General features: G+C 64.0%; 15 protein-coding genes and 1 pseudogene. 14 read left to right on the forward strand and 2 right to left on the reverse strand.

Features of this window, described 5'->3' with window-relative positions:
- Window positions 1–101 precede the first annotated feature (101 nt).
- From NE609_RS02425 to NE609_RS02490, 14 genes and pseudogenes are all read left to right on the forward strand, one after another.
- A complete protein-coding gene (locus NE609_RS02425; RefSeq protein ID WP_101552217.1) occupies window positions 102–998 on the forward strand; it encodes a dihydrodipicolinate synthase family protein in 897 nt (298 codons plus the stop codon).
- A gap of 27 nt (window positions 999–1,025) precedes the next feature.
- Window positions 1,026–1,685, forward strand: a complete 660-nt coding sequence (deoC, locus tag NE609_RS02430; RefSeq protein ID WP_256151585.1) for a deoxyribose-phosphate aldolase — start codon at window positions 1,026–1,028, stop codon at window positions 1,683–1,685.
- Window positions 1,686–1,712: 27 nt separating this feature from the next.
- The gene (locus NE609_RS02435; RefSeq protein WP_256151586.1) at window positions 1,713–3,029 is read left to right on the forward strand and encodes an amidohydrolase family protein; all 1,317 of its coding nucleotides are present in this window, start codon (window positions 1,713–1,715) and stop codon (window positions 3,027–3,029) included.
- A 55-nt stretch (window positions 3,030–3,084) separates the two neighbouring features.
- Window positions 3,085–4,185 (forward strand): BMP family ABC transporter substrate-binding protein, encoded by a 1,101-nt coding sequence (locus tag NE609_RS02440; protein WP_256151587.1) that lies wholly within the window; start codon window positions 3,085–3,087, stop codon window positions 4,183–4,185.
- 108 nt (window positions 4,186–4,293) lie between these two features.
- Window positions 4,294–5,115 (forward strand): nucleoside phosphorylase, encoded by an 822-nt coding sequence (locus NE609_RS02445; RefSeq protein ID WP_256151588.1) that lies wholly within the window; start codon window positions 4,294–4,296, stop codon window positions 5,113–5,115.
- 33 nt (window positions 5,116–5,148) lie between these two features.
- A complete protein-coding gene (locus NE609_RS02450) occupies window positions 5,149–5,961 on the forward strand; it encodes a nucleoside phosphorylase (protein ID WP_101552227.1) in 813 nt (270 codons plus the stop codon).
- Between the two features lie 5 nt (window positions 5,962–5,966).
- Window positions 5,967–7,496: an ABC transporter ATP-binding protein gene (locus NE609_RS02455; protein ID WP_121586073.1), complete on the forward strand. Its 1,530-nt coding sequence runs from the start codon at window positions 5,967–5,969 to the stop codon at window positions 7,494–7,496.
- Window positions 7,486–8,565, forward strand: a complete 1,080-nt coding sequence (locus tag NE609_RS02460; RefSeq protein ID WP_158595549.1) for an ABC transporter permease — start codon at window positions 7,486–7,488, stop codon at window positions 8,563–8,565. The genes NE609_RS02455 and NE609_RS02460 overlap by 11 nt, the downstream gene beginning before the upstream one ends.
- Window positions 8,549–9,505 carry an ABC transporter permease gene (locus tag NE609_RS02465; RefSeq protein WP_121586074.1) on the forward strand — a complete coding sequence of 319 codons (957 nt, stop codon included), beginning with the start codon at window positions 8,549–8,551 and terminating at the stop codon, window positions 9,503–9,505. Before NE609_RS02460 ends, NE609_RS02465 begins: the two co-directional genes overlap by 17 nt.
- Window positions 9,506–9,517: 12 nt before the next feature.
- Window positions 9,518–10,698 (forward strand): annotated as a pseudogene (locus NE609_RS02470) (phosphopentomutase).
- Window positions 10,699–10,722: 24 nt separating this feature from the next.
- A complete protein-coding gene (locus NE609_RS02475) occupies window positions 10,723–11,064 on the forward strand; it encodes a phenylpyruvate tautomerase MIF-related protein (protein ID WP_256151589.1) in 342 nt (113 codons plus the stop codon).
- Window positions 11,065–11,203: 139 nt separating this feature from the next.
- On the forward strand, window positions 11,204–12,016 hold the full coding sequence (locus NE609_RS02480; RefSeq protein WP_256151590.1) for an AraC family transcriptional regulator: 813 nt from the start codon (window positions 11,204–11,206) through the stop codon (window positions 12,014–12,016).
- Window positions 12,017–12,023: 7 nt separating this feature from the next.
- Window positions 12,024–12,956: a DMT family transporter gene (locus NE609_RS02485; RefSeq protein WP_256151605.1), complete on the forward strand. Its 933-nt coding sequence runs from the start codon at window positions 12,024–12,026 to the stop codon at window positions 12,954–12,956.
- A complete protein-coding gene (locus NE609_RS02490) occupies window positions 12,923–13,345 on the forward strand; it encodes a DUF2000 domain-containing protein (protein WP_256151591.1) in 423 nt (140 codons plus the stop codon). Before NE609_RS02485 ends, NE609_RS02490 begins: the two co-directional genes overlap by 34 nt.
- 59 nt (window positions 13,346–13,404) lie before the next feature.
- On the opposite strand, the gene NE609_RS02495 is transcribed toward NE609_RS02490, so the two are convergent.
- Window positions 13,405–14,880, reverse strand: a complete 1,476-nt coding sequence (locus NE609_RS02495) for an amidase family protein (RefSeq protein ID WP_256151592.1) — start codon at window positions 14,878–14,880, stop codon at window positions 13,405–13,407.
- Between the two features lie 32 nt (window positions 14,881–14,912).
- Entirely contained in the window at window positions 14,913–16,304 is a 1,392-nt protein-coding gene (locus NE609_RS02500; RefSeq protein ID WP_121586080.1) for a short-chain fatty acid transporter, read from the reverse strand.
- Window positions 16,305–16,578 lie beyond the last annotated feature (274 nt).

A 16,578-nucleotide genomic window follows, 5' to 3' on the forward strand; every position in this document is an offset into this window, starting at 1 on the left:
CTTGAAAAACGCTCGGAAATGCCATATAGTAGGAACTGCAACAAGCAATCACCTGCAGAGTGAACGCAATTTCAAATTTCCACACAGGAGGTCAGCAGACCATGCAAAAGGAGCTCTTGTTCCACGGGCCCGCCTCAGAGGTCATCACGCCGTTCACAGCCGACGGGCGGATTGACTTTGCGCTGCTCGAAGAGGAGATCGAATACCTGATCACAAACGGCATCACCGGCGTATTTGTCAACGGCCTCGCGAGCGAGGCGCTCATGTTCCCCACCGAGCAGCGCGTGGAAGCGGTGCGCAGGGCCGTCAAGGCCGCGGACGGCCGGATTCCCGTGCTCGGCAACCTGATCTACAACAGCGTCGACATGGCCGTGGACTGCATGAAGCGGTATGAGGAATGCGGGTGCGGCGCGATCATCATTACGCCGCCCCTCGTCTACAAATACACCGAGGAGGGTCTCTACCGCTACTTCGCGGGGATCGCGGGCCAGACCAAGCTGCCCGTCTATCTCTACAATGCCCCCGAGACGGGCAACAAGCTCTCCCCCGAGCTCATCGGGAGGCTCTTTTCCGAGGTCCCCAACCTGTGGGGCTACAAGGACAGCACGCAGGACATCATCCACCAGCAGACGATGCTGCGCCTCATCGGCAGGGACCGCCACTTTGAACTGATGGCCGGCAGCGACGCACAGATCCTCACGACGAGCCTGCTGGGCGGCGTGGGCGTCTTCTCCCTGCTGACCTGCATCTTCCCCAAGCTCATCGTCGGCATCTGCGGGGCGATCGACAGGGGCGACTGGGAGACCGCGAGGGCCATGCAGGAAAAGATCCTGCGCGTGCGCCAGGCGATGAAGATCGGGCCCTTTATGGCGGCCTACAAATTCGTCGGCGAACTTGTCGGCGCGCCGCTCGGCCGGATGAAAGCCCCGTTGAGCGAGGTAAGTGAGTCCGACAAACAAAAAATCGTAACCATCCTGAAGGAACAGGAGATGCTTTAACCAAAACAAGGCCAAGGAGGACCGGATATGAACAGAAAACAGTTAGCCAAAATGATGGACCACACGATTCTCAAGGCGACCGCCACCCCCGCGCAGGTCGAGCAGATCTGCCGTGAGGCGCTCGAGATCGGCGCGGCGTCGGTCTGCATCAACCCCTGCAACATCGAACAGGCCAGGCGCCTGTTGGACGGCAGCGGCGTCAGGGTCTGCACCGTCATCGGCTTCCCGCTCGGCGCGAACACCCCCGAGGTGAAGGCGTTCGAGGCGCAGGACGCCATCCGGCGCGGCGCCGAGGAGGTGGACATGGTCATCAACGTGGGAGCCCTGCTCGCGGGCGACGACGAGACTGTCTACCGCGACATCAAGGCCGTTGTGGACGCCGCGGCGGGCACCCTCACGAAGGTCATCATCGAGACCTGCTACCTCTCCGACGATCAGAAGAAGACCGCCTGCGAGCTTGCGATGCGCGCGGGAGCGGACTTTGTCAAGACCTCCACCGGCTTCGGCACCGGCGGCGCGACCCCTCACGACGTCGCCCTCATGCGCGGCGTGGTCGGCTCCAAGCTGCAGGTCAAGGCCTCCGGCGGGATCCGCACCTACGAGGACGCGGCGGCCGTGGTGGAAGCGGGCGCCGACCGGCTGGGCGTCTCGGCCAGCCTGACCATTCTGCAGGGGATTCCGGAATAATCCCTGCTTTCTGTGGGAGAGAAGAAGATGTTTGATACCGTGATATCCGGCGGCGTGATCATCTCCGCCCACGACCGCTACAAGCCCCTTTCGGGCAGCGTCGGCATAACGGACGGCCGCATCGCCTACGCGGGGCCCCATCCGCTTACGGCGGCGGACGGGCGCGCCTTTGTGGACGCGCGCGGAAAGATCGTGATGCCCGGGCTCGTGAACGGGCACTGCCACGGCGATATGGGCTTTGCCAAGGGCGGCGCGGACAACACCACGCTGGGCGAGCAGATGGAGCGGTTTGCGGAACACAACTGGTATTACGACCGCGTCACCGACGAGGACCGCTACCACGCCCGCCTGCTGACCTATGCCGAGGCGCTACTCAGCGGCACCACAATGCTGGTGGAGAACATGTACTGGAGCCTCGGGCCCCTCTCGCAGGAGGCGTTTGCGAAGATCGGCCTGCGCGGCGCGCCGGCGGAGGATGTGCGATACGACTTTTACCGTTCGGACGGGTTTTTGACCGACGGGATGCTCGAGGCCTTCCGGTCCCGCTGCCGGGAGTACGGCCTCATCCCCCTGCTCGGCACGCTGCCGGAGGAGGAATTCACCCGGGAGCGCCTGCGCCGGGTATGGGAGATCGTCGAAAAGAGCGGCTGCCATTTCACGAGCCACCTCGCGGAGACCCCCTGGCGCCACGCGGCCGCGGTGGAGCGGATGGGTGAAAGCCCCGTCAGGGCGCTCGACCGCTGCGGCCTGCTGACGGAAAAATACATCGGCTCCCACGCGGTCTACCTCGACGGGGAGGAGATCGCGCTGATGGCAAAGCGGGGCGCCAAGGTGGTGAACACCCCCATCTGCGAGATGAAGATCGCCGACGGACTCGCCCCTATCCCCGCGCTTCTGAAGGCGGGGGTCACCGTGGCGCTCGGCACCGATGGCGCCGTGTGGAGCAACTCCAACGACCTCTTCCGCGAGATGAAATGCCTGCTGCTCGTCCACAGCCTGCACGGCGGGGTACGCACCCTCACGGCGCACGACGCGCTCGACATGGCCACCGTGAACGGCGCGAAGCTCTTCGGCCTCGAAAACGAGCTCGGCACCATCGAGCAGGGCAAGCTGGCCGACCTCATCCTCGTGGACGCCTCCCGCCCGCACATGACGCCGCTGCGGACGGGACGCGCCGAAAACGTGAGCTCCAACGTCGTCTACTGCGCCACCGGCGCGGATGTGACCGACGTGTTCGTCGGCGGCCGCCGCCTGGTGCAGGACCGCCGCATCCCCGGACTCGACCTCGGGGAGATTCAGCGGCGGGTCGCCGCCGTCTCCGAAAAAGCCCTCGGGGCGGACTGAACCCCCCGCCCCCATGACTACAGAAACCTTATCAAACGCCTGCAAGGAGGAAATTATGAAAAAGCTCATCTCTACCGTTTTAAGCCTCTGCCTCATCCTGACGCTGCTGGCGGCCTGCGGCGGCAAGCCCGCCGGTGAAGCAGCCCCGGCGGATTCCGCCGCTCCCGCGGCGGACGGCGGGGACGCCGTGCGCGTCGTACTCATCGGCAACCAGAAGTTCGGCGACAACGGCCCCATGGACGACATGGCCGCCGCGGGCGAACGCGCCGCCGTCGAGCTGGGCGTGGAGTTCAAAAAGATCGAATCCTCCCCCGCCTCCTTTGAGGAGGACATCCGCAGCATGTCGCAGGAGGGCTACGACCTCGTGATCACCACCTTCGGCTACATGTCCGACGCGACCAAGCTGGTGGCACAGGAGTTCCCCGACACCAAGTACGCCGCCATCTTCCAGGAGATCAACACCCCCGAGGAGCCGGTCGCCAACCTGTGGGACGCCGTCTTCCGCGGCCAGACCACCTTTTATGTCGACGGCTACATCGCGGGGCTGGCCACCAAGACCAACCGCGTGGGCTTCATCGTCGGCGGCGAGGAGCCCGGCCCGAACGCCGAGGGCAACGGCTTCATGCGCGGCGTGCGCGACGCCAACCCCGACGCGGTGGTGGAATTTGCCTATGCCAGCTATGAGGACAGCGCCAAGGCCAAGGAGGTCGCGCTCGCCATGATCGACAAGGGCTGCGACGTCATCCAGGGCGACTGCGCCGCCCCCGACGCGGGCATCATCGAGGCGGTGAACGAGACCGGCAAGGACGTCTTCGTCATGAGCTGCATCATGGACTACACCGACGCAAGCAAAAACTTCGTCGGTACGATCAAGATGAACTACGGCACCGCCGTCTACGACGCGATTCAGGCGGTCGTCGACGGGAACTTCCCCGGCGGGCAGCAGGGCATCCGCGACATCACCAACGACGGCTACTACCTCTATTGGGAGGCGTACGACTCCTTCCCCGAGCGTACCGACAACGCGGAATACGCCGCGGCTTTCAAGGACGCCATCGCCAAGGGCAAGGAGATCGAGGCGAAGATCAAGGCGGGCGAGCTTGTGGTCGAGTTCGACCCCATCGCGCCCGACTGGAACCGCATCGCGGCTGAATAGGCATCCCCCGGCGGGCCCTGCGCCGCGTTCGAGCGCGGCGCAGGGCCGCTTTCAAAAAAACGGGGCGGCCCCGCCGTCCGCATCAAATTTTCCGGGAGGTAAACTGTTATGGCAAATCAGGCTAGCAAGGCAACCGCGCCGACCGTCGACGGAAAGGTCTACCACCTGCGTCTCGCCAAGGGGGACGTCCCCCCTTACGTCGTCCTGCCCGGCGACCAGGCCGCGACCGAACACATCTCCGCCGTCTGGCAGGATACGAAGGAGATCGCTTACAACCGCGAATACCGCACCGTGACGGGCGTTTACGAGGGCTTCGACATGGCGATGACCTCCACCGGCATCGGCTGCCAGCCGGCGGAAATCTGCCTCAACGAGCTCAAGAAGGTGGGCGTGCACACCTGCGTCAAGGTAGGCTGCGCCGAAGCGATCCGCACCGACCTCGACCTTGGCGACATCATCATCCCCGCCGCCTGCATGCGGAAGGGCGGCGCCGTGACCCACTACGTAAAGCCCGAATTTCCCGCCTTCGCCGATCCCCGCGTCGTAAAGGCCCTCATCGAGGCCTGCCGCCGGCTCGGCTACCGCTACACGATGGGCGTGGTCTGCTCGATCAGCTCCTACTACGTCGGCCAGGGCCGCCCGCTCGACGGGGACGAGGAGAGCTTCTTCCCGCCCGAGGCTGCGAACATCGTCGACCGTCTGCGCAACGCGAAGATCGTGGCGATCGACAACGAAACGGCCGGCGAGCTGGTCATGGGCTACCTGCACAAGATGCGCATGGGCGCGGTGCTGGCTGTGAACGCGAACCGCGTCACCGGAGCCTGGGGCGACAACGGCGGCGAGGAGAAGGCCTGCCGCATCGCTAGCGAGGCGATCCGCATCCTGCGGGAGACGGACACCGAAAAAACCATCCGCACGCTCTACGCCTGAGGCGGAACCGAGAAACAGGAAAGGGGACCGACTATGAAAAAACTTGACCAGATACTCGACCCGAAGACGGAGGACGGGAGATCCTACTACCTGCACCTGCGGGAGGGCGACATGCCCGGCTATGTGATCATTCCCGGTTCTCCCGAGCGCACCGCAAAGATCGCCGCCAACTGGGAAAACGTGCGGGATGTGGCCCACAGCCGCCACTACATCTCCAAACGCGGCGTCTACCAGGGCATGGAGCAGGGCACCACCTCCACCGGCATCGGTGCGCTCAGCGCGGAGATCTGCTTAAACGAACTGAAAAAATCCGGCGTGCACACCGTTCTGCGCGTGGGCACCACCGGCTGCATCGACCCCAATTTTGAAAACGGCGACCTGCTCATCCCGGTGGCGTGCATCGCCCGGGACGGCTCCTCCGAGTGCTACATCGACCCCGAATTCCCCTCCTTCGCCGATCCCGTCATGGTCATGGCGCTGGCGGAGGCGTGCGAGCGGCTCGGCTTCCGCTACGGGCTCGCGCTCGAATACACCGCGGGCTCCTTCTACCTCGGGCAGGGCCGCCCGCTCGGCGACGAGCCGGACAGCTACTGGCCCTCCTGGGCGAAGGACATCATGCCCGACATCGAGCAGCAGGGCGTCAAGGTGCTCGAGATGGACACGGCCGGCCAGTTTATCATCGGCTATCTGCACGGCATGCGCATCGCGGCGGTCCTTTCGGTGGTCGCGGCGCGCAAGAACAACAATTTTGCCTACAACAACGGCGAGGAAAAAGCCTGCCTGGCTGCATCCGAGGCACTCAAAATCCTGAAGGAGTGGGATGAGCGGGGCGAGTTCGGGAGGTAAGGTCCATGCCCTCTGCAATCGAGCTTCTCCACATCACCAAGCGCTACCCCGGCGTCATCGCCAACGACGACGTCTCCATCCGCATCGGGCAGGGCGAGATCCACGGCCTGATCGGGGAAAACGGCGCGGGCAAATCCACCATCATGAGCATCCTCTACGGCATGGTGAAGCCGGACGAGGGGACCATCAAAATTTTCGGGCAGGAGTGTGAAATCTCCTCCCCGATGGACGCCATCCGCCGCGGCATCGGCATGGTGCACCAGCACTTCATGCTGATGCCCGACGAGACGGTGCTGCGCAACATCATCCTCGGGCGCACCCCGCGCAGGGGGCTTTCGATCGACGAGGCGCGCGCCGCCCGGGAGATCACCGAAATTATGGACCGCTACAGCCTCAAGGTGGACCTTGGCGCGAAGATCAGCCAGATCTCGGTGGGCGAAAAGCAGCGGGTCGAAATCCTCAAGGCGCTCTACCGGCAGGTGAAAATCCTCATCCTCGACGAGCCCACCGCAGTGCTGACCCCCGCCGAGACGGACGGGCTTTTGAACATCATGCGAAAGCTCCGGGAGCAGGGCTGCACGATCGTCTTCATCACCCACAAGCTCAAGGAGGTCTTGGCCGTCACCGACCGGGTCACGATCATGCGCAAGGGGGTCGTCACCGGCGCGGGCGAGACCTCCGAAATGAACGTGCGCAGGCTCTCCGAACTGATCGTCGGGCGCGAGGTCGCCACCGAGGTCCCGATGAAGCCCTTTTCGCCCGGTGAAAAGGTGCTCGAGCTCCGGGAGGTGCGCACCGCGCCCCGGCCCGGGCGGATGCCGCTGCACGACGTGTTTCTTTCGGTGCGGCGCGGCGAGATCGTCGGCGTGGCGGGGGTCGAGGGCAACGGCCAGTCCGACCTCGCGGAGGCGATCGCGGGCATGATCCCCCTTGAGGCGGGCAGCGTCCGCCTCTGCGGCCGCGAGATCGGCCGGGACTCCATCCGCCGCAGGCGGCAGAAGGGGATCGGGCACGTGCCGGAGGACCGCCTCAAAACGGGCGTCTCCAAGAGCTGCACGATCAGCGAAAACCTCATCCTCAACCGCTATTACACCCCGCCCTACTCAAAGCGCGGCGTCTTTTCCCACGCGAAGATCTCCCGCTTTTCCGAGGAGCTCTGCAAAAGCTTCCTCGTCAAAACCCCCGACGCGACCTATCCACTCTCCACCCTGTCGGGCGGCAACATGCAGAAGGTCGTCTTCGCGCGGGAGTTCGAATCGTCGCCCGAGCTGCTGATCGCGGCGCAGCCCACGCGAGGCGTGGACATCGGCGCGATCGAATACATCCACGGCAAGCTGGGCGAGCTGCGCGACGAGGGCAGGGGCATCCTGCTCATCTCCGCCGAGCTCGACGAGATCCTCGCCCTCTCCGACCGGATCGTCGTCATGTACGAGGGGGAGCTTGTGGGGCAGTTCCTGCGCGGCGAGGCGGACGAATATGAGATCGGCGAATACATGCTGGGCGCGAAACGCCGGGAGGTGCGCGATGAAGAATAGTCTTTGGGCCAAGCGCATACGCGGCGCGGGCAAAGCGGTCGGCCGCCAGGTGGCGATGATGCTGGTCGCAATCGTGATCGTCATGATCTTCCTCGCCGTCTCCGGCTACGACCCCGCCGCCGTGCTCCAGGGGCTGGGGCGCGCCTTCACCCGCGACCTGGCCGGTACCATCCGCTGGGCCACCCCCCTCATCCTGGCGGGGGTCGCGGTCTGCATCCCCTTCAAGGCCGAGGTCTTCAACCTCGGCGTGGACGGGCAGATCTACCTGGGGGCGATCGCCTCCACCTGGATCGCGCTGGCCCTGCCGGAGACGACCGGCAGGCTGGGGCTTTTGCCCGTCTTTCTCGCCGGGGCGGCGGCGGGCGCGCTCTTCGCGCTCATCCCGGCGCTCATGAAGGTCTATTTCGGCACCGACATGGTCGTCACCACCCTGCTGCTCAACTTCGTCGGCCAGCTGCTGACCGAGTTCATGGCAGCCGAAGTGATGCGCGACCCGGAAAAGATCACCCAGATGAACGCGAGCCGTACCCTCCCCGAGGCTCTCTGGATGCCCAAGCTGGGGGCGTTCGGCGCCTCCTCGGCGAGCGTCGGCATCTACCTGGCGGTCATCGTCGCGCTCATCGCCGCCTTCCTCTTCTTCAAAACCACGCTGGGGTATGAGATCAAGCTCGTGGGCACCAACCAGCAGTTCGCCCGCTACGGCGGTATGAAGCCCAACGGCATCATATTGAAGGTCATGGCGCTCAGCGGCGCGGTGGCCGGCGTCATCGGGGCCATGGAGGTCACGGCGGTGCAGCACAAGCTGATCGCCGCCTTCAACCCAGACATCGGGTTCGACGGCATCGTGGTCGCGCTGCTCGCCAACAACAACCCCCTCGGCGTCATCCTGTCGGGCTTCTTCTTCGGCGCGCTCAAGAACGGCGGCAGCATCATGCAGCGGGTCACCAGCGTGCCCCAGATCGTCACCGAGATCATCATGGCCATCATCATCCTCACAATCAGCGCAGACGTCGGCTTCAAATTCATCCGCAGAAGGAAGGAGCGAAAGACCCATGGAAATGCTGTTTAACGCGAGCGTGTGGGCCGCCGCCGTGCGGGTGGCCACTCCACTTCTGCTGGCGGCGTTCGGCTGCCTGCTCTGCGACAAGGCGGGCATCACCAACCTCGCCATCGACGGCTTCATCACCGTGGGCTGCTTCATCTGCGTGGCCGTGGTGGACCAGTGCGGCGGCAACGTCTGGCTCGGGATGCTGGGCGCCGTCGCCGGCACCGCCCTCTACAGCGCGATCTTCGGACTGGCGGTCGTGCGCTTTCGGGCCAACCACATCATCGCGAGCATCGCGATGAACCTGTTGAGCGGCGGGCTCACCACCTTTTTGATGGCGGCCGTCTTCAATACCCAGGGGCTCTACCGCCTCTCGAACATCCAGAAGCTCCCCCTCTTCCACCTCGATTTCCTCGATGGCATCCCTCTCGTCAACGCGTTCCTCAATAACCAGAGCTACGTCGTCCTGCTCACGATCGCGCTCATCTTCGTCATGCGCTTTCTGCTGCGGCGGACGGAATACGGCCTCAAGGTGACCGCCCTCGGGCAGTCGGAGGGCGCGGCGAAATCTGCCGGCATCTCCCCCGCGCGCATCCGCTGGAGCGTGGTGCTCCTGTCGGGGGCGTTCTGCGGGCTCGCGGGGGCCTACCTCTCCACCACCATCCTCTCGGAGTTTTCGGAGGGCATGGTGGCGGGGCGCGGCTTCACCGCCTATACCGCCGTCGTCTTCGGCGGCTCCAACCCCATCGGCGTGGCGCTCGTCACCCTGCTCTTCGGCTTCGCGGACGCCATCGGCATCCGGGTGGAGCTGCTCGGCACCGGCATCCCCTCGTCGATCATCTCGATGCTGCCCTACGTGCTGGCCCTCGTGGTCCTCACGATCAGCTCCGTCTCCACCAAGCTCCGGCAGGATGGCCGGTTCCATCTGCGCCCCCTCTCGGTTGGGAGCCACAATCTATCATAAAGGAAGGATTTTATGTCCAGGGTTACTTTGATCGTCCTTGACAGCGTGGGCGTGGGCGCCCTGCCCGACGCCGCCGCGTTCGGCGACGAGGGGGTCTTCACCCTCGGCCACGTCAAGGAGTATGCGGAAAAAACATGGGCGGCTTTCGCGTCCCCAACCTGCGCGCCCTCGGCCTCTATAACATCGACGACCTCGGGCTTGAGGGGGTGGACGCCCCCCGCGCGAACTATGGCAAGTGCCGGGAGTTCGCCCCCGCCAAGGACACCACCACCGGCCACTTCGAGATGAGCGGCCTGCTCGTGGAAAAGCCGAACAAGATTTTTCTGGACGGCTTCCCCAAGCGGATCACCGACGAATTGGAAAGGCGCATCGGCGTAGGGGTGATCGGCAACTACCTCGCCTCCGGCACCGAGATCATCCAGGTGCTCGGCGAGGAGCATATGCGCACCGGCCGCCCGATCATCTACACCTCGGCGGACAGCCTCATGCAGATCGCCATGCACGAGCAGGTCATCCCGCTTGAGCGGCAGTACGAAATCTGCCGCATCGCCCGCGAGCTGCTGATGGGGGACGACACCGTCTCCCGCATCATCTGCCGCCCCTTTGTCGGCTCCCCCGAGACCGGCTTCACCCGCACCGAAAACCGCAAGGACTTTTCGATCGACCCGCCGGGCAAAACCGTCCTCGAGTACCTGAAGGACACCGGGCGCGACGTCATCGCGGTCGGCAAGATCGAAGACATCTTCAATAACGTGGGCATCACCGAGGTCGACCACACCCGCAACAACCGGGAGGGGATCGCGTCGACTCTCAAATACCTCGAACGCGATTTCGACGGGCTGCTCTTCGTGAACCTCGTGGACTTCGACATGCTCTACGGCCACCGCAACAACGCCAAAGGCTATGCCGAGGCGCTCGAATATTTCGATGAAAAGCTCCCCGAAATCCTCGCGCTCCTCAGGGAGGACGACATCCTCCTCATCACCGCCGACCACGGCTGCGACCCTACCACCAAGGGGACCGACCACACCCGCGAATACATCCCCCTGCTCGTGTACGGCCCGCGGCTCAAAAGCGGCGTGAACCTGCACGTGCGCGGCACCTTCGCGGACATCGCCGCGACGATCGCCGACCGCTTTGACATCCCCAATTTCCCGGCCGGGACCTCCTTCCTGCCGGAAGTCACCCCTTAATATCCCGCGAAAGGAGTCTTCACCATGCCCTTTTTGCATTTCAGCACCACCAAGGCGCTTACCCCGCCGCAGAAGGCCGCCCTCTCGGCCGGCATCGCGGACTGCGTGCGGCTCCTGCCCGGCAAGCCCGCCGACCGCGCCATGATCCGTATCGACGCGGGCTGCGAAATCTACCGGGGCGGCGAGATCGCCGAGTGCGCCTTTCTGGAGACGATCTTCCAGAAGCCCCTGCCCATCGAGGCGCAGAGGGCGTACATCGAGGCGCTCTACGCCTTATTGAAGGAACAGCTCGGCCTGGAGGCCCCGCAGGTCTACTTCGCGATGGTCGATCTCGACACCTGGGGCTCGCGGGGCACCCTCCACTGAACGGATGCGAAAAAGCGGCACGCCTTCGGCGTGCCGCTTTTTTCCTGCGCCGAAACGGGGGATTCCGTCAATTTGATACAAGACAAATCCCACGCCGGGTGTTATGATAGGGGACAGACCGAAACCGGGAGGGATCGCCATGGCGGAGGAGCGCCGCGTCTGTTACGATAGCGACCTGAAGATCGAGGCCTACCAGTTCCAGGGCCTGATGCAGAAATTTCCCAACCACTTCCACGACCACTACGTGGTGGGGTTTATCGAGAGCGGCAAGCGCCACCTCTCCTGCAAAAACCGCGACTACATCCTCGTATCGGGGGATATGCTGCTTTTAAACCCGCGCGAAAACCACGAGTGCGAGCAGGTGGACGAGCGGGCGCTCGATTTCCGCTGCCTCAACATCCCCGAGGCGGTGATGGAATCGGTCATGGAGGAGATCACCGGCAGCCGCCGGCTACCCGAATTTTCCGAGCCGGTCGCGCCCCAGGCGGAGGAGGCCCTGCTCCTGCGGGAGGTCCACGAGCTGATCATGGAGGGCAGCGCCGACTTTGCCAAGGAGGAGGCGTTCCTCTTCCTGATCGAGCGGGTGGTCGGCCGCTACGCCCAGCCGGCCGCAGGCCGTCCCGAGGCGGAAAACGCCGGTGTCCAGCGGGTACGCGCCTTTGTGGACGCGCACTACGCCGAGCCGGTCTCCCTCGACGAGCTGGCAAAGGCGGCGGGCATGAATAAATTCGTCCTGCTCCGGGCGTTCACGCGGGAGCGGGGCATCACCCCCTACCAGTACCTGCTGACGGTGCGCATCAACAAGGCGAAGGAACTGCTCGAACGGGGCGCGCAGCCGATCGAAGCCGCCATGTCCAGCGGCTTCACCGACCAGAGCCACTTTACCAACGCCTTCAAGCGCTTCATCGGCCTGACGCCCGGTCAGTACCGGGAGATTTTCCGTGAGAAATGAGGGAACCATCTTGCCAAAGCAAACCGTCCAGGGCCACCTCGCGGCAGCCCTGACCATCCTGATCTGGGGCACCACCTTTATCTCGACCAAGGTGTTGCTCCGCGACTTCGCCCCCGTTGAAATCCTCTTCTTTCGCTTCTGCATCGGCTTTCTCGCCCTGCTTGTGATCTGTCCCCGCCGCCTGCGCTCCACCGGCTGGAAGCAGGAACGGTATTTCCTCTTTGCGGGGCTGACGGGCGTCACCCTCTATTTCCTGCTGGAAAACATCGCGCTGACCTACTCCCTCGCCTCCAACGTCGGCGTCATCATTTCGGTCGCGCCCTTCTTCACCGCGCTGCTCGCCCACTTCTTCCTGAACGGCGAGCCGCTGCGGAGCGGCTTTTTCATCGGCTTTGCCGTCGCGCTCGCGGGCATCGCGCTCATCAGCTTTAATGGGGCCGCCGTCCTGCGCCTCAACCCCCTCGGCGATCTGCTCGCCCTGCTCGCGGCCCTCGTATGGGCGGTCTACGCGGTCCTCACCCGCCGCATCGCCGCGTTCGGCTGCCCCACCGTCCAGGCTACCCGCCGCGTCTTTTTCTACGGGTTGCTCTTCATGCTCCCCGCCCTGCTGTTCACCGATTTCCACTGGGGCTTCGCGCGCTTTGCGAGCCCCACGCTCCTTTTCAACATCCTCTACCTCGGGCTGGGGGCCTCCGCCCTCTGCTTCGTCACCTGGAACTTCGCGGTCCGGCGGCTCGGCGCGGTCAAGACGAGCGTCTACATCTACTGCGTGCCGGTCATCACCGTCGCGACCTCGGTGATCGTCCTGCGGGAACGGATCACCCCCCTTGCGGCCGGGGGCGTCCTGCTGACGCTGGCGGGGCTGGTCCTCTCGGAACGGAATCCAGGGAAAGGAGATGTGCCGGTATGTCCAAAAGCGGACAAAAGTGCGTCCTGGTGATCGACGGGGCCCTGCCCGCGGGGGTGGCCGCGAACACGGCGGCCATCCTCGGGATCACGCTGGGCAAACGCTTCCCCGAGATCGTCGGCCCGGACGTGGCCGACGCGGCCGGCCGGGTCCACACCGGCATCACCGGCTCCCCCATCCCCATCCTGAAGGGGGACCGCGCGCTGCTCCACGACCTGCGCGAGCGGCTTTGCACGGAGGAATTTTCCGGCCTGCTGACCGTCGACTTTTCCGATGTGGCGCAGCGGTGCCGCGTCTACGACGAATACATCAGCGGGGCCGCCGCGGCCTCCCCGGAGGAGTTCATCTACTACGGCCTGGCGATCTGCGGAGACGCCAAAAAGGTCAGCCGCCTCACCGGCAGCCTGCCGCTGCTGCGGTAACGAATAAAAACGCCCCCGTACCCGGCGCGCTGGGTACGGGGGCGTTTTGTATTTAATCCTTAAAGGTCGGGAGTCGTCGGCGGGGATTTGCGCAAAGGCGCGGCCTGCTGGAACCCGTAAGCGATCTCGATGAGGGTGGGCTCGCTCCACGGGCGGCCGATGATCTCCATGCCGACGGGCACGCCGATGGGGGCGTTCTCGTCCGGCGTGCTGTAGCCGGCGGGCACCGCGATCGACGGGAACCCGGTCACCGAGCAGAGCACGCCGTTGCGCTGCTGCTGGCTGCCGCCCGTCTTGCAGACGAGCTGCTGCTGGTGCGGGTAGACCATCGCGTCAAGCTCGTAGTCGGCCATCAGCTTCATGACCTTGGTCTGGGTCTGCGCGCGCAGGATCAGCCGCTGGTTGTATTCCGGCGTGCCGGTCGAAAGCTGCATCGCCTTCTCCAGGTTCTCCTTGATGCCGGGATGGAACTTGCCCGACGCCATGACCTCCTCCACCGAATGGACGGGGGCGCGCGGAGGCAGGGCGTTCAGGTAGATGTTGAGGTGGTCCTTAAGGTCGTAGAGATGGACGCTGACGCTCGAGGTGAGCCAGCCGGAGTCGATCTCCTCGGTGATGGGGACGACCTCGGCGCCCTGCTCGCGCAGGACCTCGATCGCCGCGCGCACGACGCGATTGACCTCCTCGTGCACGTCCTTCTTGCCGAAGAAGCTCTCGAGCACGCCGATCCGCTTACCGCGGATGCCGTCCTTCTTGAGGTATTCGGCGTAGCTGCCCTGCTGGAGCTTATCGACGCACCAGGCGGTCTCGTCGTCCTTCCTGTCGTAGCCCGCGATCACGTCGAGTACGGCCACGGCGTCCTCCACCGTACGGCAGATGGGGCCGGCGGTGTCCTGCGTGAAGGAATAGGGCACGACCCCGCTGCGGCTCACCAGCCCGATGGTGGGGCGGATGCCCACGAGGGAGCAAGCGGAGGAGGGGGAGCGGATCGAGTTGATCGTATCGGTGCCGATGCCGAGGATGCCGAAGTCGGAGGCAATCGCCGCGCCCGTGCCGCCCGACGAGCCGCCCGGCGTGCGGGTCAGGTCGTAGGGGTTGAGGGTCTGGCCGAGGATCGAGCTGATCGTCTCGCCCCAGATGGCAAACTCGTGCAGGTTGGATTTTGCGAGGATGATCGCGCCCGCTTCCCGCAGGCGCCTGGTGATGAAGGCGTCCTCGTCGGGCGTAAAGCCGCGCAGGCTCTCCGAGCCCGCGGTGGTCGGCATATCCGCCGTGTCGACGTTGTCCTTGAGGATGACCGGGATGCCGTGCAGCGGGCCGGTCAGCCCCTTCTCCTTGAGCGCCGCGTCGAGGCGGTCGGCCTCCTCAAGCGCCTTGGGATTGACGAGGATGATCGCGTTGAGGCAGGGCCCCTTCCGGTCATACGCGTCGATCCGCCCCAGGTAGTACTCCACGAGCTCGCGGCAGGTCACTTCCCCCGCCAGCATCGCGCGGTGCACCTCGGCGACCGTGGTTTCCTTAAAATTAAAAGGCATAACAGCAGGTTCCCCCTTTCAAGTCAGAGGCGTCAAACAGGCAGGAAGAGGACGCCCAGGATGAAGATCAGCCCGCTCATCAGCATGATGGCGGTGGTGTAGCCCATGATGTCCTTCGCCTTCAGGCCGGTGACGCCGAGCAGCGCGATCGCCCAGAACGGCTGGAACATGTTGGTCCAGGTGTTGCCGTAGCCGACCGCCAGCGCGGTCTTGATGATATCGGCGTTCATCATCATCGCCGACTGGACCGCGATCGGGCCCTGAACCGCCCACTGGCCGCCGCCGGAGGGGACGAACAGGTTGACGATCGAGGCGCTGATGAAGGTCCACAGCGGGAAGGTGAAGGGCGTGCTGATCGAGACGAGCCCGGTCGCGAGGATGTCGACGAGGCCGGAGTACTTGATCATGCCCATGATGCCGGCGTAGAGCGGGAACTGGAAGACGATGCCGCTGACGCCGCCGATGCCGTTTTTGACGGCGCGGATGTAGTTCGCGATGTTGCCGTGCATGATGATGCCGGCGAAGAGGAAGATGGCGTTGACCATGTTGATATCGAGGTCAAAGCCCTTGGTCGCGAAGTGGTAGACGATATACACCACGCCCATCAGCGCAAGCGCGTAGGCCAGGATGCGGCTGTGGTTGAGACGGTCGCCCACGGAGGGGTTCTCGGGCATCTCGTCGACCGCTTCGCTCTCCAGCTCGATCATTTCGATCGCGGTCTTTTCGAGCGGGCTCACGTGCTCCTCCTTGGGATGCAGCATGCCGGCAAAGATCGGCGGCAGCACGAGCAGCGCGATCGTAATGATGATGTTCATCGGGTTGAACATGTACTGGGAAATCGGGATGACGCCGATCTGGTCCTCGAGGAAGTGGCCCGGCGTCGCGATGAGCAGGCCGATGGAGGAGGAGAGCATCCCCTGCCAGGTCATCTGGCCGACATACGCGCCCGCCGCAATCAGGCCGTACTCAAACGGAATCTTTTTGATGCGCAGCTCCTTGGCCAGCTCCTTGGCCAGCAGCGCGCCCACGATGAGGCTGAGGCCCCAGTGCAGGAAGGAAGCCAGGACGGATACGAAGGTGACCAGCCAGGCGGCCTGCTTGCCGCTCTTGGCGATCCCGGCCAGCTTGCGGATACCCTTCTTCGCGATGGGCGCTTCCGCGACCGCGGAGCCGGTGATGATGATCAGGCACATCTGCATTGCAAAGGCCAGCAGCTCCCACAGACCCTTGTACCAGTTCTGGACCATCTGCATCGGCGTCTGCCGCGCGACCACAATGCCCAGGACAAACGCGATGAGGGTCAGCACGACCGCGAAAATACTCGGGTCGGGCATGTACTTCATCGACCATCTTGTCAGGGAGGCACCTACCCTTGCGATGACATTGCCTTCGTCCCTGCGGACCGGTTTCGACTCACTCGCCATGAAAACATCGCCTCTTTCTCTCTGTTTATTTATCCGTCGGGACGTGTCGTTACGTCCCGTTAGGACCACACACAAACAAGTAATTTCCAATATTCGACAATTTATATAATTTTTAATCACAATATTAACCTATTTTGTACAATCATCATACCACATCCGTTTTTCTTTGTACAGGGCCGCCGACCCGGCAGAAAAATAGGCATCGTGGAAAAATTTCCATGATGCCGTTGCCGTTTACGTAAATAATTATAATTTCGATCTCTGTCCTTGTCAA

This window comes from Anaerotruncus sp. DFI.9.16 (assembly GCF_024461615.1).
Taxonomy (GTDB): domain Bacteria; phylum Bacillota; class Clostridia; order Oscillospirales; family Ruminococcaceae; genus Anaerotruncus; species Anaerotruncus massiliensis.

What these genes read in the sequence shown, in the direction of transcription:
- NE609_RS02440 (WP_256151587.1), top strand. Translation starts at nt 3,085, where the DNA reads ATGAAAAAGCTCATCTCTACCGTTTTAAGCCTCTGCCTCATCCTGACG.
- NE609_RS02455 (WP_121586073.1), top strand. Translation starts at nt 5,967, where the DNA reads ATGCCCTCTGCAATCGAGCTTCTCCACATCACCAAGCGCTACCCCGGC.
- NE609_RS02450 (WP_101552227.1), top strand. Translation starts at nt 5,149, where the DNA reads ATGAAAAAACTTGACCAGATACTCGACCCGAAGACGGAGGACGGGAGA.
- NE609_RS02465 (WP_121586074.1), top strand. Translation starts at nt 8,549, where the DNA reads ATGGAAATGCTGTTTAACGCGAGCGTGTGGGCCGCCGCCGTGCGGGTG.
- NE609_RS02480 (WP_256151590.1), top strand. Translation starts at nt 11,204, where the DNA reads ATGGCGGAGGAGCGCCGCGTCTGTTACGATAGCGACCTGAAGATCGAG.
- NE609_RS02495 (WP_256151592.1), bottom strand. Translation starts at nt 14,880, where the DNA reads ATGCCTTTTAATTTTAAGGAAACCACGGTCGCCGAGGTGCACCGCGCG.
- deoC (WP_256151585.1), top strand. Translation starts at nt 1,026, where the DNA reads ATGAACAGAAAACAGTTAGCCAAAATGATGGACCACACGATTCTCAAG.
- NE609_RS02490 (WP_256151591.1), top strand. Translation starts at nt 12,923, where the DNA reads ATGTCCAAAAGCGGACAAAAGTGCGTCCTGGTGATCGACGGGGCCCTG.
- NE609_RS02445 (WP_256151588.1), top strand. Translation starts at nt 4,294, where the DNA reads ATGGCAAATCAGGCTAGCAAGGCAACCGCGCCGACCGTCGACGGAAAG.
- NE609_RS02425 (WP_101552217.1), top strand. Translation starts at nt 102, where the DNA reads ATGCAAAAGGAGCTCTTGTTCCACGGGCCCGCCTCAGAGGTCATCACG.
- NE609_RS02435 (WP_256151586.1), top strand. Translation starts at nt 1,713, where the DNA reads ATGTTTGATACCGTGATATCCGGCGGCGTGATCATCTCCGCCCACGAC.
- NE609_RS02460 (WP_158595549.1), top strand. Translation starts at nt 7,486, where the DNA reads ATGAAGAATAGTCTTTGGGCCAAGCGCATACGCGGCGCGGGCAAAGCG.
- NE609_RS02475 (WP_256151589.1), top strand. Translation starts at nt 10,723, where the DNA reads ATGCCCTTTTTGCATTTCAGCACCACCAAGGCGCTTACCCCGCCGCAG.
- NE609_RS02500 (WP_121586080.1), bottom strand. Translation starts at nt 16,304, where the DNA reads ATGGCGAGTGAGTCGAAACCGGTCCGCAGGGACGAAGGCAATGTCATC.